At 36.4% G+C, this 26,215-nt stretch carries 20 protein-coding genes and 1 tRNA gene; 4 read left to right on the top strand and 17 right to left on the bottom strand.

What is annotated here, in order from left to right:
• Positions 1 to 111: 111 nt before the first annotated feature.
• Positions 112 to 1,665, top strand: a complete 1,554-nt coding sequence (locus tag FFM65_RS12320) for an SLAP domain-containing protein (RefSeq protein ID WP_245954237.1) — start codon at positions 112 to 114, stop codon at positions 1,663 to 1,665.
• A 54-nt stretch (positions 1,666 to 1,719) separates the two neighbouring features.
• Here FFM65_RS12320 and FFM65_RS06150 read toward each other — a convergent pair whose 3' ends face one another.
• The 6 genes from FFM65_RS06150 to FFM65_RS06125 form a co-directional block, all read right to left on the bottom strand.
• Entirely contained in the window at positions 1,720 to 2,487 is a 768-nt protein-coding gene (locus tag FFM65_RS06150) for a MurR/RpiR family transcriptional regulator (protein ID WP_119318131.1), read from the bottom strand.
• Positions 2,488 to 2,654: 167 nt separating this feature from the next.
• Entirely contained in the window at positions 2,655 to 3,929 is a 1,275-nt protein-coding gene (locus tag FFM65_RS06145) for a PTS sugar transporter subunit IIC (protein ID WP_119318130.1), read from the bottom strand.
• A 76-nt stretch (positions 3,930 to 4,005) separates the two neighbouring features.
• The gene (locus tag FFM65_RS06140; protein WP_119318129.1) at positions 4,006 to 4,509 is read right to left on the bottom strand and encodes an acyl-CoA thioesterase; all 504 of its coding nucleotides are present in this window, start codon (positions 4,507 to 4,509) and stop codon (positions 4,006 to 4,008) included.
• Between the two features lie 80 nt (positions 4,510 to 4,589).
• Positions 4,590 to 4,663 (bottom strand) — tRNA-Arg (locus FFM65_RS06135).
• 46 nt (positions 4,664 to 4,709) lie between these two features.
• A complete protein-coding gene (locus FFM65_RS06130; RefSeq protein ID WP_119318128.1) occupies positions 4,710 to 5,942 on the bottom strand; it encodes a DEAD/DEAH box helicase in 1,233 nt (410 codons plus the stop codon).
• A 1-nt stretch (position 5,943) separates the two neighbouring features.
• A complete protein-coding gene (locus FFM65_RS06125; RefSeq protein WP_119318127.1) occupies positions 5,944 to 6,939 on the bottom strand; it encodes a Gfo/Idh/MocA family protein in 996 nt (331 codons plus the stop codon).
• A 125-nt stretch (positions 6,940 to 7,064) separates the two neighbouring features.
• Between FFM65_RS06125 and FFM65_RS06120 the strand changes: the two genes are divergently transcribed.
• Positions 7,065 to 8,402: an APC family permease gene (locus FFM65_RS06120; RefSeq protein WP_119318126.1), complete on the top strand. Its 1,338-nt coding sequence runs from the start codon at positions 7,065 to 7,067 to the stop codon at positions 8,400 to 8,402.
• Between the two features lie 47 nt (positions 8,403 to 8,449).
• On the opposite strand, the gene FFM65_RS06115 is transcribed toward FFM65_RS06120, so the two are convergent.
• Positions 8,450 to 10,288, bottom strand: coding sequence for an SLAP domain-containing protein (locus FFM65_RS06115; protein ID WP_137610102.1), 1,839 nt, complete (start codon positions 10,286 to 10,288; stop codon positions 8,450 to 8,452).
• Positions 10,289 to 10,542: 254 nt separating this feature from the next.
• Here FFM65_RS06115 and FFM65_RS06110 point away from each other — a divergent pair, with 254 nt between their 5' ends.
• A complete protein-coding gene (locus FFM65_RS06110) occupies positions 10,543 to 11,862 on the top strand; it encodes a PTS transporter subunit EIIC (RefSeq protein ID WP_119318124.1) in 1,320 nt (439 codons plus the stop codon).
• Positions 11,862 to 12,731: an alpha/beta hydrolase gene (locus FFM65_RS06105; protein WP_119318123.1), complete on the top strand. Its 870-nt coding sequence runs from the start codon at positions 11,862 to 11,864 to the stop codon at positions 12,729 to 12,731. Before FFM65_RS06110 ends, FFM65_RS06105 begins: the two co-directional genes overlap by 1 nt.
• On the opposite strand, the gene FFM65_RS06100 is transcribed toward FFM65_RS06105, so the two are convergent.
• The 10 genes from FFM65_RS06100 to purB form a co-directional block, all read right to left on the bottom strand.
• Entirely contained in the window at positions 12,732 to 12,920 is a 189-nt protein-coding gene (locus FFM65_RS06100) for a hypothetical protein (RefSeq protein ID WP_119318122.1), read from the bottom strand. It abuts the gene before it with no gap.
• 144 nt (positions 12,921 to 13,064) lie between these two features.
• Complete coding sequence (rlmD, locus tag FFM65_RS06095; protein WP_119318121.1) at positions 13,065 to 14,423, bottom strand: 23S rRNA (uracil(1939)-C(5))-methyltransferase RlmD; 1,359 nt, start codon at positions 14,421 to 14,423, stop codon at positions 13,065 to 13,067.
• Positions 14,424 to 14,639: 216 nt separating this feature from the next.
• On the bottom strand, positions 14,640 to 15,647 hold the full coding sequence (locus FFM65_RS06090; protein ID WP_119318120.1) for a diacylglycerol kinase: 1,008 nt from the start codon (positions 15,645 to 15,647) through the stop codon (positions 14,640 to 14,642).
• Positions 15,648 to 15,659: 12 nt separating this feature from the next.
• Entirely contained in the window at positions 15,660 to 17,090 is a 1,431-nt protein-coding gene (gene gatB, locus FFM65_RS06085; RefSeq protein WP_119318119.1) for an Asp-tRNA(Asn)/Glu-tRNA(Gln) amidotransferase subunit GatB, read from the bottom strand.
• Positions 17,090 to 18,547: an Asp-tRNA(Asn)/Glu-tRNA(Gln) amidotransferase subunit GatA gene (gene gatA, locus FFM65_RS06080; protein ID WP_119318118.1), complete on the bottom strand. Its 1,458-nt coding sequence runs from the start codon at positions 18,545 to 18,547 to the stop codon at positions 17,090 to 17,092. The genes gatB and gatA overlap by 1 nt, the downstream gene beginning before the upstream one ends.
• A complete protein-coding gene (gene gatC, locus FFM65_RS06075; RefSeq protein ID WP_057812970.1) occupies positions 18,547 to 18,846 on the bottom strand; it encodes an Asp-tRNA(Asn)/Glu-tRNA(Gln) amidotransferase subunit GatC in 300 nt (99 codons plus the stop codon). The genes gatA and gatC overlap by 1 nt, the downstream gene beginning before the upstream one ends.
• A 14-nt stretch (positions 18,847 to 18,860) precedes the next feature.
• Positions 18,861 to 19,994 (bottom strand): CamS family sex pheromone protein, encoded by a 1,134-nt coding sequence (locus tag FFM65_RS06070; RefSeq protein WP_119318117.1) that lies wholly within the window; start codon positions 19,992 to 19,994, stop codon positions 18,861 to 18,863.
• A gap of 10 nt (positions 19,995 to 20,004) precedes the next feature.
• Positions 20,005 to 22,020 (bottom strand): NAD-dependent DNA ligase LigA, encoded by a 2,016-nt coding sequence (gene ligA, locus FFM65_RS06065; RefSeq protein WP_119318116.1) that lies wholly within the window; start codon positions 22,018 to 22,020, stop codon positions 20,005 to 20,007.
• A gap of 11 nt (positions 22,021 to 22,031) precedes the next feature.
• A complete protein-coding gene (gene pcrA, locus FFM65_RS06060) occupies positions 22,032 to 24,260 on the bottom strand; it encodes a DNA helicase PcrA (RefSeq protein WP_119318199.1) in 2,229 nt (742 codons plus the stop codon).
• A 657-nt stretch (positions 24,261 to 24,917) separates the two neighbouring features.
• A complete protein-coding gene (gene purB, locus FFM65_RS06055; RefSeq protein WP_119318115.1) occupies positions 24,918 to 26,213 on the bottom strand; it encodes an adenylosuccinate lyase in 1,296 nt (431 codons plus the stop codon).
• Positions 26,214 to 26,215 lie beyond the last annotated feature (2 nt).

Raw genomic sequence — 26,215 nt, 5'->3', positions numbered from 1 at the left:
ATAATAAGCCTGTTTTTTTTAATAAATTTTCCTCAATGTAGCAAAACGACAATAGATGTCGTCTTGATTTGATATATTTTTCTTGTAAACAACTACATGGAGGGATTAGATATGAAGAAACATTATGGACCAATTGTTTTAGGGATTATTGCACTAACACTCGCTGCACCAGTAAGTAACGCTACTACGGTTTTGGCTGAAGAAGTGATTGGATCAGAAGGTACTACTGAAGGAAATCAAAGCCAAGATTCACAAGAAGAAACTGACCAACCAACTGATGAAGAGATCATTAGCACTCTAAAAAGTAACCTAGAAGAAAATCTAGAAAAACTTAAGGAAAAGAGTTCTTCAAATTCACTAGTTGCAGCTCAAAAAACTACACTATCCGATGCTTATAAAGACATATCTGCTAAAGCAGAAAAAGATTCAACTATTGACGGATTAGGGTCATTAATTGATCAAACAAATAAATATATTGCTGAAGATGCTAAAATTCCATACACTTACGCAACCCCAAAAGACGTTACAATAAATGGAAAAGCCGATACTTTGGCTTCAAGAAAAATACTTTTTGCCGATCCTAAGACTGCTAAATTAACAATAAGTGATGACGATGCAGAATACTTATCATTTTCAAACAAGGAAGGTAAAACGACTGATACAATTCCATTAAGTCTGGATGAGAACGGTGAACTTTCAATTGATTCAGATTACTTAGATGCTAATGGAAAATTAAACTTAGCTTCGAGTTTAACCACGGAAGATTTAAATAATACCATACAAAATCTCAAAGATCGTTTTGCCACATTTAATGACGACGATAAAGCTGCTTTGGATAATTTCTATGATACTCTCACAAAAAATCTAGATGGTCTAACTGAAGATTCTACTTATACTGATCTTTTGACCGCAAAAAACAATTTAAGTAATGAAATTTCTAAGAGTACTACTGTAATTCACTACGGTGCCGACAGAATGATTTTGAATGTTCCCTTATTAAAAAATCATTCAATTGCAATCAGAACCACTGGAAGCTCTTTCTTGAATGTAACATTTAATAAAGATGCTACTAAAGTGGCTGCAGCACAAGTTGTTGATGAAAAAGGAAATCCTGTAAAAGTAGACAGTAAATATCAAGTTGGTTTAGGAACATTAGATAATCAAACCCAAACAGATCCTGTTACATTGAACAATGAAGTAAAAACCAAAACTAATCACAACTCATCCTCAAGTAAAACAGAAAAACCAGCAACAAAACCAACTCATATCAAATCAATTTCTAACCACCAAACTACTTTCTACGCACTACCTAACACAATCGCAACTTTATTCGATGAAAATGGTAATGAACTAAAGAACCGTGCTTTAGGCGGAGACTCATCATGGTACGCTGACAAGTTAATGAACCTTGATGGTGTAAATTACTTACGTGTAGCTACTAACGAATGGACTAAGTTAGCTGATGGACTAGAAGTTACACCACTTGATCAAAACGTCTTTACAAAGAATGACGCTAGATTATACCAAGCTAATGGCCAAAAAGTTACTAATCGCGCTTTAGCTAAGAATACAGCTTGGAGAACTGATAAATCAGCTACTATCAACGGTCAAACAATGTACCGTGTAGCTACTAACGAATGGGTCAGCGCTAATGATTTAATCTAATCTCTGATATCAAAAAGACCGGAAATCATATGACTTCTGGTCTTTTTTTGCGTTTTAAAGTTTAGCGTCCTTTTCAACTTGTTTTAATGATGAAGCTCGACGAATCAATTTTTCAATCAAAAACATTGCTGGTGTTTGGGTGGTAACATTATCACTTTCAATCATTTGTTGGGTTGCAAAATAAGTCAGCGTATATTGACTCATCTTGGCAATGGTCGACGTAACATTATTAGTGATAGCCACGACTGGAACCTTATGTTTAATAAAATTGTCGATGTATTTAATGATGATATGATTTTCTCCAGAAACTGAACAGACGATTAAACACAACTCGTCAGCGGCAGTTTCATCGAAATCAACGATTGGATTGTCGATGGGATTTTGAATCAAAAGCGATAAATTAACGAAACTAGAATAGTTGACCGCCCCAAACTCAGCTAATATCTTAGAAGTTCCCTGACCAATCCAAAGTACATGCTTGCGCGTTAAAAGCATTTTTGCAACTTCATCAATTTTTTTACGTCCATCTGGCGTATCGGTTTCCATGATTGAACGAACAATTTCCCCACTGTCCAAGTCAGTCGGATATTCTTGATTCAAATTTTTGTTGGCGACGTACAATTTCAAACGTGTCTTAAATTCTGACCAACCAGCACAATCAAATTTTTGACAAAAGCGCTGAATACTAGCTGTACTACAATATGTTATTTTAGCCAAATCACGAATCCGCATGTAAACAACTGTGTTCATGTTTTTGACTATTATGCGATAAATTATCATGTCTGTTTCCGTCAATTCTGGCGTATGATCTAAAAAGAGCATTCCCTTACCCACTTTGTAAACGTTTTATTTAATTCTACATTACATGAAATTAGCTTATCAAGAGCATTTTAACTCATCCGTGATAAATATGACATTATTGTCACTACCTGTATCAATTTAGGAAAAAGAAAAAGGATGAACAATGTCATCCTTCTATAGAACACTAATTAATCATCAAGCAACTTGTTTGCTTTGTTAATTTCCATAGCTGTACTCATATAAACAAATGGTGCATAAATGAGGGCGGCGACCGCAATATTAAGTGCTGCAATAACCCCTCCTTGCCAACTTGCGGTAGCGATGATTCCTCCAATAATTGGTGGCGTTACCCAAGGCGGCATACTTGTTGCAGCTGGCATAAAGCCACTAGCCGTAGCAAAATAAGCAATACTTACACAAACCATTGGTGCGAGAATATATGGTACGAATAGAATTGGATTCAATACTAATGGAAGTCCGAATGCCAATGGTTCGTTAATATTGAATAAACCTGGAGCTGTTGCCAAAGATGCAACTGACATATAAGGTTTATTTCTTCTACCAACGATAAAAATAGCGATAATCAAACCGATTGTTACACCAGTACCACCGATATTAACAAATGAATCCATAAATGGTTTATTAACGATATAAGGGATTTCCTTACCCGCCTTCAATGCAGCAACATTAGCTTGAATAGCTGGAGCATTGATAGTTTGCATGAAAGGTTCGATCATGTTAGCACCGTGAAGACCAAAGAACCATAAGAATGGTGTAATAAAGGAAATCAATAGTGCTGTTGGATATGAATTTGCCATACCCATAAATGGTTCTTGAACAGCCTTGTAGAAAGCTGTAACAACGTTTTCGATACCCATAGCATTTAGAAGCATTGTAATAAAAGCAAAAACAGTGATTGTGATGATAGCTGGAAGTAAGGCAGCGAATGACTTAGCAACTGCTGGTGGAACGCCGTCAGGCATTTTAATTGTAAATTTATCTACATCAGATAAACGTCTAAATAATTCCGTAGAAAGCAATCCAACCAACAAAGCTATGAACAATCCGGCTGAATCCATTCCTTGTGCACCACCAACAGCAAAGAAAGAACCTAATGATACGATACCAGCGGAAATTCCATCAACACCGTAAGATTTAGCCAAGTTGTGAGCAACCAAGAACGAAATAAAGATAGATAGAATAGCGAACGAACCGTTCCAAATGTTTCCACCTAATAGGGTCCAAACGTATGAATCCCCCATCTTTTGGCTGAAGACCCCATTCATAAACTCTTGGAACCCGGGAATAGGTAAATTGTTGATAAGTACGGCAAAGGCACCAACGATCATTAACGGCATTGTATACGCGAATGCATCACGAATCGCAACTAAATGACGTTGATTACCGACTTTTGAAGCAACTGGTAAAAAGTGTTTCTCCATAAAAGCAATAAAACTTTTCATCTCTTAACCCCCTCGTTTTTGTATATATAATTTATATCATTATTATGAAAGGGCTTTCAATGATACCTGTGACACTTTATTGCCAAGGAAATTGCAGACTAATATTTTGGTTAAATTTCTCTTGTTCCATCAATTTTTCCAACCGCTCTGATTGACGTTTATGATATCCACTGCAGACATACTCTGCTTCATCGCTATCAGGTACAATGCTTGGCAAAACAATATTCTTATCCGTTACTACAAAAGTCGAAAAACAAGTCAAACCGAGAAATCTCTTTCCTGTTTTCAAGTGTTCGCCGATTATTTTAGTAAAGACTTCAATTGAACGACTGCCCACACCAGATACGTAGGATTCAGTACACATCGAATCTTGCAAACCGAATGGCAAAATAAAATTAACTTGATCAATTGATGCTGTAACGGTCTCGATTCTAGCAATCCGTGACGCTGCAATCGATGAGTTATCGTCAATCGTCATCAAAGTCTTGCCACCAAAAACAGTATTGTGTTCGTTTAAATCAGATGAAAAAACACGATGATTACTAATTGATAAAGTATCGCTACATTTTAGGTTTTGCATGGTTTCCTCCTTATAAAAATAGAGCCACAATGTTTTTCCAACATTTATGACTCTATTTTTGTTCACTTATCACTTGATAATGATCCCTCCCGGGATCGAACCGGGGACCTACTGCTTAGGAGGCAGTTGCTCTATCCAACTGGGCCAAGGGACCATAAACACACTTTTTATTTTAACGCAAAAAGTGTGTAGATTCTAACTTAGTTTGATTCTTCCTTTTTATGGAACTTACGCTTACCTTTATTCTTTTGATCACGTAAGCGTTTCTTAGGCTTTGAAACAGCTTTTGATTTATTTTTGTCGTTATAACGTTTCTTTTTATCGAAAGTTGGTTTCTTAGTAAGCTTACCATCATGGTCAATGTAGACTTTTTTAAGCGTTACATCAACAATGTCTTGGAGATTTCTCATATCGTGACTGTTACCAAAAGTAATCACATTACCGCTCTTACCCATTCTTCCAGTACGACCAGCACGGTGAACGTACTCACTGTTATCACGAGGAACCATGTAATTGACGATCGTATTAACGTCAGCGATATCCATTCCACGAGCGGCCACATCGGTTGTCAATAACAAGTTCACTCGTTTGTTAGAGAACAATTGAATGGCTGTCTTTCTTTGTTGTGAAGACATCTTACTATCTAGCGTCACAAAATTAGTTTTGTCATGATTCATATCACTGATAGCTTTGTGCAATGATCGAGAATTGTTGAAGAAAACAATTCCTAAAAACTTCTTGTCATGAGCCAGTTCACGTAACATCGCATTCTTGATGAATTCACTATTAGCATCAACGAAATAATGTTTGATACCAGCCGTATAACTAGTGTCGTTTCTTTGATCGATGACTAAGAAATCTTGTCCAAACCACTTGTGCATGTCTTGGAAAATATCGTTACCAGTGGCTGAGAAGAAAGTCATTTGTACGTCAGCTGGCATTTGTGAAATAGTCTTTCTAACGCTCTCCAATTTGCTTTCATTCAACATTTCGTCAGCTTCATCGACGATGACCGTATTTAAATTACCAAGTTTAACCTTTCTGGCTTCAGTTAATTCATTCAAACGACCCAAAGTAGCGACGATGATTTCTGGTTTTTCTTTCAATTTCTTCAATTGACGAGTTAGATTAGCCCCACCAGTCAATGCTTGAACCTTGCAATCAACTAGTTTAGCCAGTGGTTGGATTACATCTCTAACTTGCATAGCTAGTTCTTGTGAAGGCTCCAAAATCAACACTTGTAATCCATCTTTAGGCACAAGTGTCTCAATCATTGGCATAACAAACCCTAATGTTTTACCAGATCCGGTTGGTGCCATGGCGACTAAATCCTTACCTTCTTTAAAAGGCATGTAAACTGCATCTTGAATCTTAGTCAAAGTTTCAAAATGATTTTGCTTAAAATAAGCTTGATATAATTTTGGTATTTCCAATTTAGTTTTCCTCATCTGCTTCAAAAACAAGCCCTGCGCTCGTTCTTGCTTGTTCTAGAACTCTGTTTACTATTCTAGCGTATCCTAACAGTTTATCATAAGTAGCCGTATCTTTTTCCAACATAATTCTGGCAAATTCTCTGGCTTCAGAATCCATTGGGTTTTGACTCTTAACAGTTGGTATGTCAGTAACGTTCTTATTGTCATCAGCCCAATCAAGATGATGGATATCTCCACCGTTATCCAAAACTAAAGTATCGCGTCCAAAATAAATTTCGGATGACATATAAGAATTCTTCGTCTTGCCGATAATGATATTGACGTCAAAATTTGGATATTTCAAAGTCAAACTCCCACTGCCATCGATACCGGAACTGAGAAATTCAGCGCTATATTCGACCTTTTCTGGTTGGCCAAATAAGACAACTGCATCATAAATTGTGTAAACGCCTAAATCATACAAGGCACCACCGGAGAATTTAGTTGTAAAGATATTGGGATTCTTGCCTGCCAAATAGGCGTCATAACGGCTCGAATACTTCATATATGAAAATGTAGCCCCACTGAGCTCATCACGATGTTTATTGACGATCTCCTCAATCTTCTTAAAGATTGGTTCGTGAATGTGTCTAGCAGCTTCAAATATAAATACGCCTTTTTCTTGAGCAAGTTTTTCTAGGACACTGAACTCTTGAATGTTGGAAGTACTTGGCTTTTCCACAATCACGTTCTTATTATTTTCGATAGCCAACTTCGCCTGACTGAAGTGCAAAGCATTTGGAGATGCAATGTAAACTGTATCAAAATCCTTCTTAAAAAAGTCATTCAGGTCAGTACTCATATCGATATTTTGTTTTTTTAAATCAGCAATGAAACTCTGAGCCTTTTCAATTGTTCTTGAGTATACATGCGTTAACTCGAAAGTCTTCGTTTCATCCACTGCCTTAATAAATTGTTCTGTGATCCAATTTGTTCCTATTATTCCTAAACTAATCATAAAATCACCTCTAGATTCAATTTTACTTATATGTAAGCGTAATTACCATAAAAAAAGTTTCGTAGTATTAACAATATGGTATATAATTTTACTTTAACCATTTGAGGGGAGTACATTTTTCACTTATGAACGACGAAACAGATAAATTTAGCCTCAAGAGGGATCTAGGTTTCTTTCCAGCATTATCTACCGTTATGGGTTTGGTTATCGGTGGTGGAGTTTTCTTCAAAATTTCTAGCGTTACAACGGCTACTGGCTCTTCAAGTTTGACGATTTTAGTCTGGCTATTAGCTGGTTTCATTACGATCAACGCTGGTTTGACGGTTGCGGAACTTGCCTCTGCTTTACCCGTTGCTGGTGGTATTTATAAATATATTGAATATATCTATGGTAAAGTTCCAGCATTTCTTTTAGCTTGGGCTCAATCAGTTATTTACTATCCTGCAGGGATTTCTGCATTATCAATCATCTTTGCTACACAAGTTATGAATCTTTTGAACCTTCCTAGTAATTGGCAAATTCCAATCGCTATTACCTTGGCAGTTTTCTTATATTTAGTTAATTTACTCGGTGCCAAAGTCGGTGGGAGCATTCAATCAATTTCTTTAATTGCCAAATTAGTTCCGATTGCTTTAATCATCATTGTTGGTCTATTTACACCATCAACGCATGCCGTGTCACTCTTTCCAATCAATTCAGGAACACATGCTAACTTCTGGTCATCATTAGGTGGTGGACTGTTAGCAACGATGTTTGCCTTTGACGGTTGGATGAACGTTGGTAATTTGGCCGGTGAAATGAAGCGACCAGAAAAAGACTTATCCAGATCAATTATCGTTGGTCTATTCTTAATTACTTTGATCTACGTTTCAATTAGTTTTGTTTTTATCAAATTCTTGCCTTTCCACCTCATCCCTGGAAATCAAAATGCCGCTTCTGAAGCTGCTATTAGAATTTTCGGTGATATTGGTGGAAAAATCGTTACGATTGGAATTTTAATTTCCGTTTTCGGTTCTGTTAATGGCTACACTATGACCGGTCCTCGTGTTAGTTACGTTTTGGGAGCTGACGATGAAATTATCTTTCCAAAGTTCTTTGGTAAATTGACTAAAAACTCTCGTGTACCGGCAAATGCAGGTTTGATTCAGACTATCATTGCTATTGCGATGATTTTCATGGGTAGTTTTGATTATTTGACCGATATGTTAGTTTTTGTCATGTGGATTTTCTCTATGATGATGTTCGTCGGGGTATTCATTTTACGTCGCAACGAACCAGAATTGGAACGTCCTTATAAAATTAACTTCTATCCAATCCCGCCATTGATTGCCTTAGCTGGTGGAGCTTACATCATTATCTCTACCTTGCTTAGACAACCAGGATTAGCTTTCATGGGAATTGGAATTACCTTGTTAGGTTTACCGGTTTATTACATTCACTATTTCAACAAGAAGCGAGCTTAATCCAAAAATACGCCAGTATTGTCAAATCGACAATGCTAGCGTATTTTTTAGTTACCAATATTTATATCATCTTTTCTAACAAATTCATTAGTCGAAACACGATAATAAGGAGTACTATCACGTTCTAAATAAGCAATACGATCAACCTTCCAACTACTATTAGCAGCTAAAGCTCGATTAGTTATATTATTAAATTCATCATTTTTCATATAAACCAAATTCTGTTTTGTTTTTACAACCGTATCTAAGGGTTGGTAAACATATACATTTTGGTCTTTAACCCACTTGTTTGTAGCTACTCGATAGTATTTTTCTCCATTTATCGTAACCATTTCATCACTTTGCCAATCAGAAAAAGCACTTAATGCTTGATCAGTTACCTTAGAAATATTGGTACCACTAATCTTATACAGTGATACATAGCCTTTACAAATTGCAGTTGATACTAGTTGATTCTTCTTAGTAATAGTTGGTTCAACTTTATGCACTGAAGAACTTGAATGAGATGGAATACTTGGTTCTGGTTTAGTTGGAGTTGATGATGAACCAGAATCATCAGTTCCCTTTACATAATCATATAAACTTTTTTCATCATTGACATTTCCATCAGGATCTTTCAAAGTTATCTTTCCAGATTCATCAATAGATGCTGTGACAGAACCCTTTTTATAACCATCAACAACTGGAACATCAACTTTAATATCTTTAGATGGAATATCTCCTTCAACACGAACTATTTTATCACCTAAGTTTGTATGTAATAGCACATCTTGTGAACTGGTTTTAGGATTATCTTTCCTTTGGTAATAATAATCTAATGTGACGTAACCATTAGAATACATTCCAAAGAGATGATTTTGACTATATATCTTTGTCAGAAACGTATCACTGTCAATATTCCCATAATCATAAATCTTATTATCTTTTAAAGAAAGACGAGCAGCAACATCCTTTTCGGAAATAACACCGCCCAATGTGAAGTCCTTAATATAGTATCCCGCATATGTATCATAGAGTTCAGCATCTTTAGGAATTTCATTTGAACTTTCATTGTATCCAGTAAAAGTCGTAGCATTTGATGGCACCGTATATTTTCTAGATGAATAAACAATATCATTCAAATAAATTGTCCGGTAAAAACCTACATTAGGTATTGAAAGATGGATATTCCGATAAAAAATATAATTATGTGGATTATTCTTATCATCACTCGTCGAAAGACTAAGATTACTCCCGTCTAAATTAATTGGACTGCCCTTATACAGGTTATAATCCCCACTATATGCATCATAATTTAAATTTGAAAATTTTTCTGGCTTCTCTGGAACATCAATCGTAAATTTATTATTTTCCAACGTTCCAGTTGCCGTCGCTGTTCCAATTAAATCATCATTATTACTGGCATAATAGTAAAAGCCCATAGATATTTTGGAAAATTGAACGGGCATTATGGATTCAGAGTTTCCCGTTTTACTAAACGAAAAAATTTCATTATCTTTATCAGTTAAATATAATTGCTTCTTTTCACTATTCCATTTTAAATAATATGAATTTGTAGGAAAAACTTCAGATCCATCTGAAAGTTTATAATGTCCATCGACAGGCTCATAAGATCCATTTGAATACAACTTATCCATTGACACTTCTTGACCATCAGCAAGATTATCTTTTTGATATGATCTTAGTTCACATTCTATTCGTTCATTTTGTATAACCTTGCCCTTATAAGATATATTTAAATATAACTTAGCTGGAATTTGTCCACTATCATCATTAGATTCTGACCCAGCTTCAGGTTCATCTGCGCTATTAATATCAGCATATACAGTTCTTGTAGAACCTAAAGTAAAAAATAAAGTAACTGACAGCAAAACCATCAACCACATATAAAAAGATCTATGAAAAACTTTTTCTCTCATTTTCATCCCTCCAATATGAAAGCCTTTTATTCATGTCAATAGTAATCTTATTTTTTTATTTTTTCTATATTTAAATAATTTAAATTATATATTTTCATTAAAAAGATATTAAAATTATTATTTAATATTCCAATTATTTAAATGCTCTTTATAATGGCAGCTTTTTTTGTTTGAGGTTATACTTTTCTTGGAAACATATATGAAAAAAATGAGGCATTTTCATGCAAGTTCAATTTAATAATAAATTCGAAGAAAAGCTAATACATTTAACTTTAAAGATTCAAAAATTACTATTGTATCGAATAATTCAACGGACTTTATTATTGATTTTTCCGTTTGCCTTATTCGGTAGTTTCATTAAAATAATTCAAACCATCGTCTTGGGAAGAGAAGGTTTTTTAACTGATGTCTTCCCTACGATTGGCAACGATTTTATCTACCGACAATTGGAAAATATCGCATCCGGTTTATACAACATGTCACTCGGTTGGGTGTCTGTGATTGCAGTCTTTGGAGCAGCTAAATACAGCGCCAAATATTTCAATCGTGACGATCAACTAGCGGGCATTACTGGCGTCAGTTCTTTTCTGATTGTCGATTACTCATACTCTAAAATCCAGCCGATCTCTTTTCATCCCCAAATCTTAGGAATGAAAGGGCTACTCTTCGCAATCCTCTGGGGTATTTTCATCGGGTGGTTATTCAAGAAATGTAGTAAACGAATTCCTGACACTCAACCAAATAACAATGTCTTGGAAAGAACTTTTATTTCTTTGAAACCAATCATTTTTTCATTATTGATTGCAATGCTGTTCAGTACTTTCATCAATATTACTTATTATTCAGAAGCCCCTGGCAACTTTATCAATTCACTTGCTTCTGAATATACTTCTAACAATGATTGGGCTCAACTGTTCAAAACATTGATCTTTTCAATTTACACTTTGATTATGTCTTTCTTCGGTTGGTCTGGAACTTATTCGGCTCTTGGTGTTGAAAAAATGGATGTCCTTTCAACTGTCAATTTGAATTATGCCTTAGAAAAACACACTGCTTGGAACGCTCCTAATCCTTTTACAAGTTCAACTCTTTATCATGCTTTTGCCACCTTTGGTGGAACGGGTTCAATTCTGGGCTTGATCATCGCTATCTTGATTGTTTCTAAAGATAAAGATTTTCAAACAGTTGCTCGTTGGGCTATGATTCCTAGTATCTTTAATATTGGCAGTGGCGTTATGGCAGGGATTCCTGTCCTATTCAATATCATCTTCTTGATTCCATTCATCTTGGCACCAATTGCTAACATGTTGATGGCAGCTGTTGCCATAGCTTTACATTTAATGCCACCTAGCGTCTATCCTGTGCCCATTGGAACTCCGGGACCACTAATTGCCTTCATTGGCACAAACGGCAGCTGGAGGGCTTTAATGTTCTCTATTCTAGCTGTAGTTATTTCAACATGGATCTATATCCCCTTCGTCAAAATGGCCGCTAAGGTCAAAATATTGGATAATCTCGGTCTTGAAGAAGGTGTTAAGTAATGCGCCGTGAATTCAAAAGAAATAAAAATGTTAAATATCTTATCTTTTTAATCTTAATTTTTATTATATTAGGTGTTCCCTCTTATATTTGGACGAGAAAAAATGTCACTACTTTGGCTGGACGATACAATTCACCAATGTCACCAATTATTATGATTCCCGGTTCTAGTGCCACAGCCAATCGTTTCGATGACTTAGTCAAGACAATCAACAATCAATATGGTGAACATCATTCTCTATTGAAGATGACGGTTCACACAAATGGCAAGATTACTTATACTGGTAAAATTCGGGCAAATGATAATCAACCATTCATCGTCGTCGGTTTTGAAAATAATAATGATGGCTATTCCAATATCAAGAAACAAGCTGCTTGGTTCAATATTGCTTTTAACAAACTGAAGCAAAGATATCGTTTCAATACCTTTAACGCCTTTGGACATTCTAATGGTGGTCTAATTTGGACCTACTTCTTTGAAGATTATTTCGATGATTCCTCAATTAGTGTCAACCATATGCTGACAGTCGGAACCCCTTATAACTTTGAAGAAAAGAATACTGCTAACCGGACTCAAATGCTCCACGAATTAATCAAGAATCGTGACAAAATCCCAACTGATTTGACTTATTATTCAATCGCCGGAACCCAGTTGTATACCGATGACGGCATCGTTCCACTAGGTAGTGTCGATGCTGGTAAATACATCTACGAAGGTCATATCAAGCGTTATACCTTAATTACCTTAACCGGTTCAAAAGCTCAACACTCCGATATGATCGATAGCGAACAATTCATCAATATCTTCCATCAATACATCGTGGGTAACGGCATCAATCAAGCACCAAATAAAAAAGTGCCCAAACCCTGATTAGAAACCAATCAAAGTTTTGACACCCCAAATCAACAATACAGTTGCAAAAATCAAACTAAATATCAAAGCAATCAAGGACAAAATAACTGGACTTGATTGTTTTTTTATACTGTCAAAATACTGTTTGGAAACAAAGATTTGCCATATTGCTATTAAAATTGCCCCAACCGCAAAAATTATTTTCATCGATGTCTACCCTATTTCTACATACTGTCTTTTGTCTTTATTTTATCTAATTCTTGTTGCAATTTCTTGTTTTTTAATTCACTAAAGTAAAAGCATACAAAAAATTCCTTCAAAAAAATAAATCTTTGAAGGAATTTTTTATAACTATTTCAATTTAAGTTGAGTAACACTTTCAATATGGTTCGTCATTGGGAACATATCAACTGGTGTCACATCGCCAATCTCATAAGTATCGCTTAACAATGACAAATCACGAGCCAAAGTAGCTGGGTTACAACTGATATAAACGATTTTTTCTGGTTTGATATTCTTCAATGAATCAATCAAAGAACTAGCCAACCCTTTACGTGGAGGATCGACCATCAAAACATCAACTGAGATGTCATTCTTAGCCCACTCATCCAACACATCTTCAGTCTTACCAACTACGAAGTCAGCGTTTGTGATGTTGTTGAGTTTAGCATTTTGGTCAGCATCTTTAACAGCATCTTCGATAACTTCAATACCAGTAACGTGTTTAGCCTTGTCTGCAAGCGACAAACCGATTGTACCGATACCAGAATAAGCATCGACAACATTTTCTTTACCAGTTAATTCAGCCTTATCGATAGCCATTTGATACAAGTTTTGGGTTTGAACAGGGTTAACTTGGTAGAAAGAACGTGGTGAGATTCGATAAGTATGTCCTAGAATCTTGTCATCAATGTACTTCTTACCGCCGAGCAAAGTCATCTTTTGACCAAAAATCACGTTAGTGTTCTTTGAATTAATGTTTAGGAACAATGACTTAACTTCAGGATTGTCCAAAATTTCTTTCGTGATGTCTTTGTAATGAGAAATGTCCGGCGTACGCGAAACCAAGACAACCATCATTTCACCAGTAAAGTAAGCACGACGTACCATGATAGTTCTGATTTGTCCCTTTTGGTTCTTTTCATCGTAGCCGCGAACGTTGTATTTACGCAAAATATCACGCACACGTAAGATTTCAGCATCAATTTTAGGATCTTGGATCAAGAAGTTTTCCATTGGTACTAAATCATGTGAGCGACGACGATAAAAACCAGTTGTCAATTTACCATTAATTTGACGTACAGGCACTTGAGCCTTGTTACGATAGTTGAATGGTGATTCCATTCCAACAGTTTTGTTAACGACAACGTCCTTCAAACCAATCTTGTCAAAATCAGTTACGACTTGGTTACGTTTGAATTCAAGCTGCTTGTCATATTTCAAATGACTCAAAGGAGCAATCCCAGTTTGAGCATAAACGGCGTCGATATCGTGAACACGATCTGGAGATTCCTTTAAGACTTCCAAAGTTCTTGCAAAACCGAAGTTCTTATTCACACGAGTAATAACAGCCTTAACAGTTTCATTTGGCAAAGCATTATCAACAAAGAGTGTAAAATCGTCAACCTTGGCAACACCTTTCCCTTCGTATGACAAGTCCTCGATATTCAGTTTTATTTCTTGATTCTTTTTTAAATTTGGTTTTTCCATTTTTCACCTATACATAGAAAAAAGAAGTGTCCAAAAATGAGATTTTTTCTTAATCTTGGTTAGTTGAAGTATTCCGGACTAGATAGTTGTTCTATTCTTTATTTCCTAATTATTTGATATAAAAGAAACGAAACATTATCTAGTCGGTAGTGACAACAATTTAAATACTAACCTAACTAAGAAAGAATCAATATGATCCACTTCTAAATTCTTTTTTTATTTATCTTCTTTTTCATCATCATCAAGATTTTTTTCTTCTTCGATGATCTTTTCACCAGCATCTTTTTCACTAAGAGTTGATGTATCAATTGCTTTGAGCGGAATAGAATCCACATCCGCATAAATATTCAAATGATTATGCAAATTAGTGAACACCATTGGCGCATCCCCACCATATTCACCATCAAGGTTAACCATCAGACGATTGCCATCGTTGGCATGAACCGAGATTTTCTTCGTCTTAGTATAAATAACCTTTGGATTGTAAACATGGCGACCACCATTAAGAACTAAGGCAATCAAATGAACTAGATCACGCAAATTAGTTTCCTTAACAATGATTAATGAGAATGTTCCATCGCCAATTACTGAGTCTGGGGCGATTTGTTCCATCCCACCGATTGAATTAGTCAATCCAATTAAAAACATCGTCGCTTTTCCATCAAATACGCCATCATCGTATTCAATGTGCATATCAACTGGACTAACTCGTGGTAGTAATTCGGCACCTTTAACTAGATAAGCCAAGTATCCCAAAATTGATTTATAAGCTGAAGGAACCTCATAAGTCAATTCGGTCATCGACCCACCACCGGCAATATTGATAAAGTACTTTTCACCAGCTTGACCAATGTCGACTGGTAATTTTTGTCCTTTAAGAATAATTTTAGCTGCTTCAACTACATCATCACGGGGAATTTTCAAAGCTCGGGCGTAATCATTAGTTGTTCCGGCCGGAATAATTGCTAATTCTGGACGTTTGTCTAAATCGGCAATTCCGTTAACAACTTCATTGATCGTACCATCCCCACCAGCAGCAACTATTAACTCAAAACCCTCTTTAGCTACTCGTCTGGCTTCATTTTGAGCTGAGTTTTTTTTCGGTGTCGTTCGATAGGCACTAGCCTCATAACCAGCTTTTTCAATAATATTCAAAATGTCTCCAACATTACTGTTCATGGTCTCATGACCTGAAGTTGGATTATAAATCAGTCTAGCACGCATATCTTTCCCTCACTAACGACTATTTAACTCTGCCATCAAAATCTTGTTAACGACTTTAGGGTTAGCTTGTCCGTGTGTTTGTTTCATGATTTGACCAACCAAGTAACCGACAGCACGATCTTTACCGTTCTTAAAGTCATCGATTGATTGTTGATTGTTGTCCAAGATTTCCAAAATCATTGGTTTCAAGACAGCAGGATCAGATTCTTGAACAAGACCTTTAGATTTAACCCATTCTTCTGGTTCTGTTCCATTACTGATTGTTTCCTTGAAGACTTTCTTAGCAATCTTAGAAGAAATAGTTCCATCAGAAATCAAATTGATCATCTTAGCTAAGTGTTCTGGTGTCAACTTAGTATCTAACAAACCAACCTTCTTTTCATTCAAGTAACCATTAACTTCACCCATCAACCAGTTAGAAACTAATTTTGGATTAGCTTTGTAAGAAACGGCTTCATCAAAAAAGTCAGACATTTCCTTAGTATCTGTCAAAACGCCGGCATCATATTCAGGAATTCCTAATTCATTAATATAACGAGCACGTCTTTTGGCAGCTGATTCTGGCAATTCAGCTTTGATTTCAGCAACCCATTCTGGTGAAATTTCGTAATCTGGCAAGTCAGGTTCTGGGAAATAACGATAATCATCAGCACCAGACTTAACACGCATTAAGAATGTTTCGCCAGTCTTTTCATCAAAACGTCTAGTTTCTTGACCGATGTGTCCACCTTGTTTCAAGATGTTAGCTTGACGTTTTTCTTCATAAGCTAGACCTAACTTAACGTGGTTGAATGAGTTCAAGTTCTTCAATTCGACTTTTGTACCATAAGTATCTGAGCCGACTGGGCGAATTGAGATGTTAGTATCAACACGCATTGAACCTTCTTCCATCTTAACATCAGATGCACCAGTAAATTGGATGATCTTACGAAGGTTTTCTAGATATTGATAAGCTTCTTCAGGAGAATGCATATCAGGTTTTGAAACAATTTCAATCAAAGGAGTACCTTGACGGTTCAAATCAACGTATGAATAGCCGTTGTTACCGTGGGTATTCTTACCGGCATCTTCTTCGACGTGAAGTTCTTCAACACCGATTTTTTTCTTTTGTCCATCAACTTCAATTTCAACATACCCATCATGACCCAATGGCTTGTCTTGTTGAGTAATTTGATAAGCTTTTGGATTATCTGGATAGAAGTAGTTCTTACGGTCAAAGTGTGTATGGTGCTCAATTTCGGCGTTCAATGCCAAAGCTACCATGACACCTAGACGATAACCGTTTTTATTTACAGTTGGTAATGTTCCTGGAAAACCAAAGTCAATCACATTGGTATTAACGTTAGATTCAGCACCATAAGCAACTGGTGAAGGACTGTACATCTTGGACTTAGTCTTTAATTCAACGTGAACTTCTAGTCCGATAGTTGTTTCAAAATTCATTAGTCTTCCCCCTTAAGTGCAGTTGGTATTTGTTCATAGAATTTATTTTCTTCTTGTAATGCATAAGCTGCATTGAAGACGTCTTGTTCAGCAAATGGCTTACCGATAATTTGTAGACCAACTGGCATACCGTCGGCTAAACCTGCAGGTACTGAAGCAGCTGGCAATCCGGCTAGGTTAGCTGGAATAGTCAAAATATCGTTCATGTACATTGCCAATGGATCGTCAACTTTTTCACCAATCTTGAAAGCAGGTGTAGTTGTTGAAGGTCCCATAATTAAATCATAGTCTTTTAAGACATTTGACATTTCATTGATGAAGATAGTTCTTACTTGAGCGGCTTTCTTGAAGTAAGCATCGTAAGCACCGGCAGACAATGCAAATGTACCAAGCATGATACGACGTTTTACTTCATCACCGAATCCTTCAGATCTTGAGTTTACAAACAAGTCTTTGATGTTCTTAACATCCTTAGCACGGTAACCATATCTAACACCATCATATCTTTGAAGGTTAGATGAAGCTTCACTGGAAGCTAGAATGTAATAAACTTCAACGGCATGCTTCAATGATGGCAAGCTAACTTCTTCAACAGTAGCACCCATCTTCTTGTAAGCTTCGAGGGCTTTATTCACATTGTCCAAAATATCTTTGTGTGTTCCTTCGTGATAGAACTCTTTAGGAACGGCAATTTTAACGCCTGTCATATCCTTGTTCAAGTTAGCACGATAGTCAGGAACTTCTTTTTCTGAACTAGTTGAATCATGATCATCATGACCAGCAATTACAGAAAGAACTTCAGCTGAATCTTCGACACGTTTTGACATTACACCAACTTGGTCAAGACTTGAAGCAAAGGCAATAACGCCCCAACGAGAAACACGACCGTATGTTGGTTTGATACCAAAAATTCCGTTAAAGGCAGCAGGTTGTCTGATTGAACCACCAGTATCTGTACCTAAAGCAGCTACTACATCACCACTTGCAACAGCAGCAGCAGAACCACCTGAAGAACCACCAGGAACACGACTGTAGTCCCAAGGATTCTTAGTTGTTCCAAAATGTGATGTTTCAGTAGATGAACCCATAGCAAATTCATCAAGGTTAGTTTTACCAATATCAATTGCACCAGCATTTTCTAGTTTTTCTAGAACTGTAGCGCTGTAAACTGGCATAAAGTTGTACAAGATTTTACTTGCAGCAGTAGTTTTGATGCCATTTGTAACGATATTATCCTTGATTGCGATTGGAATACCACTTAAACGTCCGTTGATACCCTTTTCGTCAATTTTCTTAGCATCATCAACAGCCTTATCGTTAACAGTGATAAAGGCGTTTAGTTTGTCTTCTTTAGCATTGATATTATCTAAAGTTTGTTGTGTTAAATCTTGAGCAGTCAACTCTTTGTCAGCAAGTTTTTGGTGCAATGAATTGATTGTTTCCTTCATGTAATCCACTATTCGTCGTCCTCCTTGTCAACAATTGTTGGTACCTTGATAAGGTTATTATCAGTTTCAGGAACATTTTCAAGCATTTGTTCTCTAGTTTGAGTATGAATTCCCTTATCTTCACGGAAGACTGTACTTGTGTCACCCATATTGTATGTAGGTTCAATTCCAGTTGTATCAACGCTTGATAGTTTGCTTTCCATGTTGACGATCTTATCTAATTGATCGACAAAACTATCAACTTCGTCAGGTTGGAATTTCAAATTAGCCAATGTGGCAACGTGTAAAATTTCATCTTTTGAAATCATAAGTTTCTCCTTTTTTAATCTGCATCATAAACATGTGAATAGAATTTACCATTAGTTCTAGTTACAACGGCTTGTTGCTCGTCAACGGTTTGAATATTAATATCCAAATCAGCACCAGATGGTAAGTATTTAGTTGCACTCTGTTGAACGAATTGAGTAAAGCTAGTGATTTGAGCTAAACCGTCAAATTGGGTATTAATCGTAACATCCAATGATTTGAGGTCAGTACCATCGTAATGAGCCTGAGCTGTAACACCAGAAAGATTAGGGAAGTAATCTTGGATGTGTGTCTTAAAGTTAGAAAAGGCATCGGAATCACTACTGCTAATTGCTGTATCACCATTAACAACTGGCAACATTTGACTCTTATAGTCTAAATCACTCCAGTTACCTAATTCGCCACTCTTACTGAAGGAATATTGGAAATAATTTCCTCCAACTAAAGTATCCTCAGGGGCCACTGAATATAATCCCACAACAATAGGAATATTACCCACTTTATCTTCTTTACGCAAGCGTTGAACGATTTCTTTAGCAATTCGTTGACCTTGTTCTTTTTGTTCAGCTTCTGTAATAGTGGTCTTGTAAGTAGCACCATATTGCTTCTTTTGGTAATAATCGATCTTGTTCATCGCAACTCCGATTGAAATACCAGCCAATTTATATTTACCATCTTGTTTTTGAAGATAATCTTCTTCAAGCAATTGTTGTAAATACATTGGTGTTCGCTTAGTAGGAGCAGTTGAACCATTAGAAGCTGGATTCAATCCAGTTGGATTCTTCTTACTTTTACGAGCTAACCACTTATTAACGGTGCTGGCAGAAAGCACTTGGCCTTCTTGGAAAACATATGAATTAGTTGAAAATTGTTTTTTAGACAATTTCATCAAACCACTTTCAAAGCTTCTACTGTTGAACTGATTACTATTATCAGCTGCAGTCAAACCTGAAATTGGACTAGTTTTGTACTTTCCATTACTTAATAAAACATCGTAACTACTTGAATCAGACGAAGATGTTGTCTGAACTGTACTCTTTGAAGAATCACCGCCACCTGATGAAAGGGTGGAATCTTGTAGATTTCCACAGGCAGCTAAAAAGATTGAACACATCAGTAGTAACGCTGTAGTTTTTAAGAATTTTTTCAAATCTGTTCTCCTACTCTCCATCATCCAAATATTCAGATAATGTTGTTTCATCAATAATTTGCGTTCCCAATTGTTGAGCCTTAGTCAATTTACTACCGGCCTTTTCACCAGCAATCAAAATATCAGTTTTCTTAGTAACTGAACTCGTGACTTTAGCACCCAAATTTTCAAGCTTTTCAGACAATTGTGAACGTTTATAATTTTGTAAAGTTCCGGTTATAACAATTATTTTATCAGTAAAATGGCTATTTGTTTCATTAGAATTTGAACTACCGATAAAATTCATGTTAATACTTACCGATTTTAGTTCATTTATCAACTTTTTAACATCATCATTGGCAAAATAAGTCACAATACTGTCAGCAATAATTTCACCCATCGTATTTACTTCTAAAATTTCTTCTTTAGAAGCTGACATTAAGTTGTCCAAACTACCGAAATTCTCAGCCAAAATTCGACCAGCTTTGGCACCAACGTGTCTGATTCCGAGACCAAAGATCAATCGTTCGACAGAATTACTCTTGGAATTATCAATCGCCGTCAACAAGTTGTTAATTGATTTCTCTTTGAAACCATCCAATGTAGCTAAATCATCGGCAGTCAACTTGTAAATATCAGCAACATCTTTGACTAACTCTTTCGTGTAGAGTTGCTCGATAATTTTAGGTCCTAGACCGTCAATATTCATCGCATTTCGAGAAGCAAAGTGCGTCAACTGTTCTTTGACTTGAGCTGGACATTTAGGATTAATACAACGTAATGCCACCTCATCTTCTAAGTGAATCAATTCTGAACCACAATAAGGACAATTAGTTGGAATGACTGCTGGAGTCGAATCAGCTGGACGTTTCTTCAAAACTACTTGTGAAACCTCAGGTATGATATCACCGGCTTTGTGCAAAAGTACAGTATCTCCGATTCGAACATCCTTTTGGCGAATCATATCTTCATTATGCAAGGTTGCTCTAGAAACAGTCGTTCCTGCTAATTGTACCGGATCCATTACTGCTGTAGGTGTCAAAACTCCCGTCCGACCAATCGTCCAAGTAATATCACGAACGATTGTTTCTGATTGTTCTGGTGGGAATTTATAAGCAATCTCCCAGCGTGGTACTTTGACGGTATTTCCAAGCTGTTGTTGCAAAGCTAAATCGTCGACTTTTAAAACAACCCCATCAATACCGTAATCCAAGTCATCACGTACTTCGCCGTAATGTTCGATAAAGTCTTGCACACCTTTTAAACCAGTCGTTACTTGAGCAGTTGGATTAACATTAAATCCTAGTTCTTTCAATGTTTCCAAAGCTTGATGTTGTGTTGTAACGTTCATTCCATCAAAAGTTACGATCGTATACATGAACGTATCGAGTTTTCTTGAAGCAGTGATTTTAGGATCCAATTGGCGCAAACTACCGGCAGCCGCATTTCTAGGATTGGCAAAAACTTGTTGACCTTCATTCTCACGTTCTTGATTTAAACGTAAAAATTCTTTTTTCGACATAAAACATTCGCCACGAACTTCAATTGAAAGTGGTCGACTGAGCTTTTGCGGGATATCTTCGATAGTTTTGACATTTTCAGTCACATTTTCACCGATTGTTCCATTACCACGAGTTGAACCTTGAACTAAGATACCATTTTCATAAATTAATGACAGTGATAAACCATCAATTTTTAATTCAACATTATAATCAACCTCATGTCCAACGTTTTTTTCAATTCGGTCATTAAATTCTGCCAATTCTTCCTCAGAAAAGACATCCCCCATTGAAAGCATTGGAATATCGTGGGTTACTTTATTGAAATCAGGTAAAGTCACATCACCAACTTGTTGCGAAGGTGAATCTGGAGTTACTAATTCCGGATACATTTGTTCTATTTCTAATAAACGATTGTATAACTTATCGTAGACATTATCTTCTACGACCGGCGCATCTTTAGTGTAATAAGCATCACGCCAACTATTTAGTTGGGGACGGATTTTGTCTAATTCTTGACTAGCTTGTTCTTTAGTTAAATCAGCCATGCTTTCACCTCTTAGTCAGTAACTTTTTTAATTGGAGCATATTCTGCTAATAGACGTTTAACGCCTTCGCTCTTGAATGCCACATCTAATTCAGCATTGTTGCCAGAACCGTTAACTTTGACAACTGTTCCTTGACCCCACTTCTTATGTTCAACTTTATCGCCAACGTTCCAAGTGAGTTTTTCAGCACCTGAAGCTCCCTTAGATTTCAAAGTTGGTGATTGATAAGTTGGAGTTGTGGCCATCCGACGACGGTTTTTGCTGAATGGATATTTCTCTTTCTTAGCTCCAGCAAGATTGCCCGCAACTGGATTGACAGGTTCAATAGCATCTTCTTGAATTTCATTGACGAATCTTGAAGTTGGATTGCTTTGCATGCGACCATACAGCATTCTACTAATAGCGTTAGTGATGTATAAGCGTTTTTCAGCACGAGTAATTCCCACATAAGCTAAACGACGTTCTTCTTCTAGATCGTCTTCTTTCAATAATGAACGTCCTAATGGGAAAATTCCTTCTTCCATACCGACTAAGAAGACTACTGGAAATTCCAATCCCTTAGCAGCATGCAAAGTCATCAAAGTTACCTCTTGTTGGTCTTCTTCAACTTCATCTTGATCACTAACTAATGACAATTCAGTCAAGAAAGTTGTTAAACGAGTTTCATCAACATCAACATCTGGTTCATAACTTTGGTCAAATTGAGTCGTAACAGTCAAAAGTTCCTCGATATTTTCTACTCGAGCTTGAGATTCAAGATTATTTTGTTTCTTCAATTCTTCAACATAACCAGAATCTTCTAATAAATGATCCATCAAAACTGTCATTGATTGGTCTTCAGATAACTTAGTTAAATCATCAATTACTTTAGCAAATTCACCGATAGTCTTACGTGGTTTAGCCGCTAATGGTGATAATTCAATGTTTTCAGCTGCTTCTAATAATGACCAATTGTGTTCGTCAGCAAAAGTTTGTAATTTTTCGATAGTACCTGGTCCAATCCCACGTTTAGGACTGTTGATAACACGTTGAAAACTCATCGAATCATCGTGGTTAGCAATCAAACGCAAGTAAGCTAGGATATCTTTGATTTCTTTACGATCGTAGAACTTATGTCCACCAATAATCTTGTAAGGAATATTAGCCTTCATAAGCTTATCTTCAAAATTACGTGATTGAGCATTAGTTCTGTACAAAACAGCGAAATCACCGTAATTATAGCCTTGCAACAATAAATCTTTAATCTGGTCAATTACGTACAAAGCTTCGTCAGTATCGCTTTGACCACGATAAAACTTAATCTTGTCACCTTCAGAGTTATCAGTCCACAATTCCTTAGGCTTACGATTGGAATTATTATTGATAACTTCATTGGCAGCTTTCAAAATCACCTTAGTTGAACGATAGTTTTGTTCCAATTTAATTGTTGTAGCTTCAGGGTAATCTTTTTCAAAGTTCATGATGTTTTGGATGTTAGCACCACGCCAACCGTAAATACTCTGGTCAGCATCACCAACTACACAAACATTACGATATTTTGCACCTAATTGTTTTACTAATTTGTATTGAGCTTCATTAGTATCCTGATATTCATCAACGTGGATGTATTGGAATTTCTCTTGATATTTCTCTAATACATCGGGATTTTGGTCAAATAGTTCACTCGTTTGCATAATCAAATCATCAAAATCAAGTGAGTTATTGCGATCCATTTCCTTGGCATAAGCATCGTAAACTGTCGCAACCGTTTGTTCATAAGGAGTAGCAGCAACTTTGGCATATTCAGCTGGAGTCTGCAATTCATTCTTAGCATTGCTGATAGTTCCCAAAAGAGCTCTAGGATCATAACGCTTAGGGTCAAGATTCATCTTTACCAAAATTTGTTTCATCAAAGTTCTTTGTTCACTAGGGTCAGCAATCGTAAATGTTTTGGGCTTACCCATTTTGTCGATATCTCTTCTTAAAATTCTTACACAAAGAGAGTGGAAAGTTGAAACCCAAACATCGCTTGCTGATTCATCAAGTAGTTTGCCAATTCTTTCCTTCATTTCCTTAGCGGCTTTATTAGTAAAAGTAATCGCCAAGACGTGCCAAGGCATGACATTTTTTTCTTCAATCAAATAGGCCACACGATGAGTCAAAACACGTGTCTTACCTGAACCAGCACCTGCCATGATCAAAAGTGGTCCTTCTGTTGCCTTAACTGCTTTTTGTTGTTCTGGGTTAAGACCTTTTAGCATTGTATTGTCCAATTTATAACTCCCTCAAATCTTTGTGTAAAAAAATTAGTTGTACTTAAAAATAGCTGTTTATATTGTAGCAAATTTTTATCAATAGAGCGAAAATCTATGGTTCAATTTAGAACGTATGTTTTAGTTTTTGAAGCGATTTCTTACTAGGTATTTCTGAATTTGTTTGGTTTTTATTTTGTGTGGAAAAATTTATTATTTAGTTTTTGGTGTAGGATGCCGTCGTCCGCAAAAGCCCTGTGATTGGCTGGAACGCTGGCGACGCAACTTGAAGCCTTTGCTAAGACCAAGTGCGGGCAAAGGCTTCAAGATTGGTCTTATTCTAAGCGATAAATCGCTAAGAATAATTTGCCGGCTGAGCCATCACAGGGCTTTTGCTCCCGACTAGATTTAAATTTCTATTTAAATTGAATTAGACACATACTTTTTAATAACAACTCTATTTCCTTTTCCGACAAAAAAGAAGACATTACTAGAAATGCAGCAATATACTACAATTCCAATAACATCCTCTATTAATTTTCTAAAGTAATTTATATAAAGATAGAAACCACTATTTAGTCCGGAATAGCAAAGGCTCCAAGTCGTGCCCACTACGTTCCAGCCAAATTTTCTTTGCTATGGAGGACGGAACCTTAACTCAAATTCCTATTCCAATCCAACACGCTTAAAGATTTCATCAACATTTCTCAAATGCCAGTGATAATCAAAAGCATCATCAAGATCAGCATCAGACAATTTGTCAGTTACACGTGTATCATTTTCAAGCATCGTTCTGAAGTCCTTCTTTTCATCCCAAGCTTTAGCAGTCATTGGTTGAACAATGTCATAAGCTTGTTCACGAGAATAGCCAGCTTCAACTAACTTCAACAAGACACGTTGTGAGTAAATCAAACCGTGTGTGATGTTCATATCTTCAAGCATCTTATCTGGGAAGACTGTTAAATCTTTTGTGATCTTAGTAAATCTTCTCAGAATGTAATCTAGCAATTCAGTTGTATCAGGAATAATGACACGTTCAGCTGAAGAATGTGAAATATCACGTTCATGCCACAATGGCACATCTTCTAGAGCTGTAAAGGCATGTCCTCTAATTACTCGAGCCAACCCTGTAACATTTTCTGAACCAATTGGATTACGTTTGTGCGGCATAGCACTTGAACCCTTTTGTCCAGCAGCAAAGAATTCTTCAGCTTCCCTAACTTCAGTTCTTTGCAAGTGACGAACTTCTAGAGCAAAACGTTCAATTGATGTGGCAATCAAGGCCATTGTTTGGATGTATTCAGCGTGAAGATCTCTTGGAAGAACTTGAGTTGAAATTTCTTGAGCACGAATACCCAATTTATCACAAACAAATTTTTCAACACTAGTTGGTACATTAGCGTAACTACCAACTGCACCACTGATCTTACCAGCTTCAACACCCTTAGCAGCATGGTCGAATCTTTCGATATCACGCTTAATTTCTGAGTACCAGTTAGCTAATACCAAACCAAAAGTAGTAGGTTCAGCGTGAACACCATGAGTTCTACCAATCATTGGTGTATCTTTGTACTTCAAAGCTTTTTGTTTAACTACTTCGAGAAATTCATTCAAATCTTCACGAATAATATCATTAGCTTGTTTCATCAAGTAACCATAGGCTGTATCAACAACATCAGTTGAAGTTAAGCCGAAGTGGACCCATTTTCTTTCTGGTCCTAAGTAACGTGAAACATCTCTAGTAAAAGCAACTACGTCGTGCTTAGTTTGTTTTTCGATTTCAGCAATTTCTGAAACATCAAACTTAGCATTTTGAGCAATCAATTTTGCATCTTCTGCAGGGATTTCTCCAAGCTTGCTCCAACCTTCTACGGCTGCAATTTCTACTTCGAGCCAAGCTTGAAATCTATTTTGATCCGTCCAAATTGGTTTCATTTGTTCAGTTACATATCTATCAATCATGA

It is taken from the genome of Companilactobacillus formosensis, assembly GCF_005405305.1.
GTDB lineage: Bacteria > Bacillota > Bacilli > Lactobacillales > Lactobacillaceae > Companilactobacillus > Companilactobacillus formosensis.
This window is presented reverse-complemented; position numbering and strand designations above follow the sequence as displayed.

Bases quoted from the DNA above. Each gene is read 5' to 3' on its own strand.
- gatB (WP_119318119.1), bottom strand. From the start codon at position 17,090: ATGAATTTTGAAACAACTATCGGACTAGAAGTTCACGTTGAATTAAAG.
- FFM65_RS06105 (WP_119318123.1), top strand. From the start codon at position 11,862: ATGCGCCGTGAATTCAAAAGAAATAAAAATGTTAAATATCTTATCTTT.
- gatC (WP_057812970.1), bottom strand. From the start codon at position 18,846: ATGATTTCAAAAGATGAAATTTTACACGTTGCCACATTGGCTAATTTG.
- FFM65_RS06115 (WP_137610102.1), bottom strand. From the start codon at position 10,288: ATGTGGTTGATGGTTTTGCTGTCAGTTACTTTATTTTTTACTTTAGGT.
- ligA (WP_119318116.1), bottom strand. From the start codon at position 22,020: ATGGCTGATTTAACTAAAGAACAAGCTAGTCAAGAATTAGACAAAATC.
- FFM65_RS06145 (WP_119318130.1), bottom strand. From the start codon at position 3,929: ATGAAAAGTTTTATTGCTTTTATGGAGAAACACTTTTTACCAGTTGCT.
- FFM65_RS06100 (WP_119318122.1), bottom strand. From the start codon at position 12,920: ATGAAAATAATTTTTGCGGTTGGGGCAATTTTAATAGCAATATGGCAA.
- FFM65_RS06150 (WP_119318131.1), bottom strand. From the start codon at position 2,487: ATGCTCTTTTTAGATCATACGCCAGAATTGACGGAAACAGACATGATA.
- FFM65_RS06110 (WP_119318124.1), top strand. From the start codon at position 10,543: ATGCAAGTTCAATTTAATAATAAATTCGAAGAAAAGCTAATACATTTA.
- FFM65_RS06090 (WP_119318120.1), bottom strand. From the start codon at position 15,647: ATGCGTGCTAGACTGATTTATAATCCAACTTCAGGTCATGAGACCATG.
- pcrA (WP_119318199.1), bottom strand. From the start codon at position 24,260: ATGCTAAAAGGTCTTAACCCAGAACAACAAAAAGCAGTTAAGGCAACA.
- FFM65_RS06140 (WP_119318129.1), bottom strand. From the start codon at position 4,509: ATGCAAAACCTAAAATGTAGCGATACTTTATCAATTAGTAATCATCGT.
- rlmD (WP_119318121.1), bottom strand. From the start codon at position 14,423: ATGGAAAAACCAAATTTAAAAAAGAATCAAGAAATAAAACTGAATATC.
- FFM65_RS06120 (WP_119318126.1), top strand. From the start codon at position 7,065: ATGAACGACGAAACAGATAAATTTAGCCTCAAGAGGGATCTAGGTTTC.
- FFM65_RS12320 (WP_245954237.1), top strand. From the start codon at position 112: ATGAAGAAACATTATGGACCAATTGTTTTAGGGATTATTGCACTAACA.
- purB (WP_119318115.1), bottom strand. From the start codon at position 26,213: ATGATTGATAGATATGTAACTGAACAAATGAAACCAATTTGGACGGAT.
- FFM65_RS06125 (WP_119318127.1), bottom strand. From the start codon at position 6,939: ATGATTAGTTTAGGAATAATAGGAACAAATTGGATCACAGAACAATTT.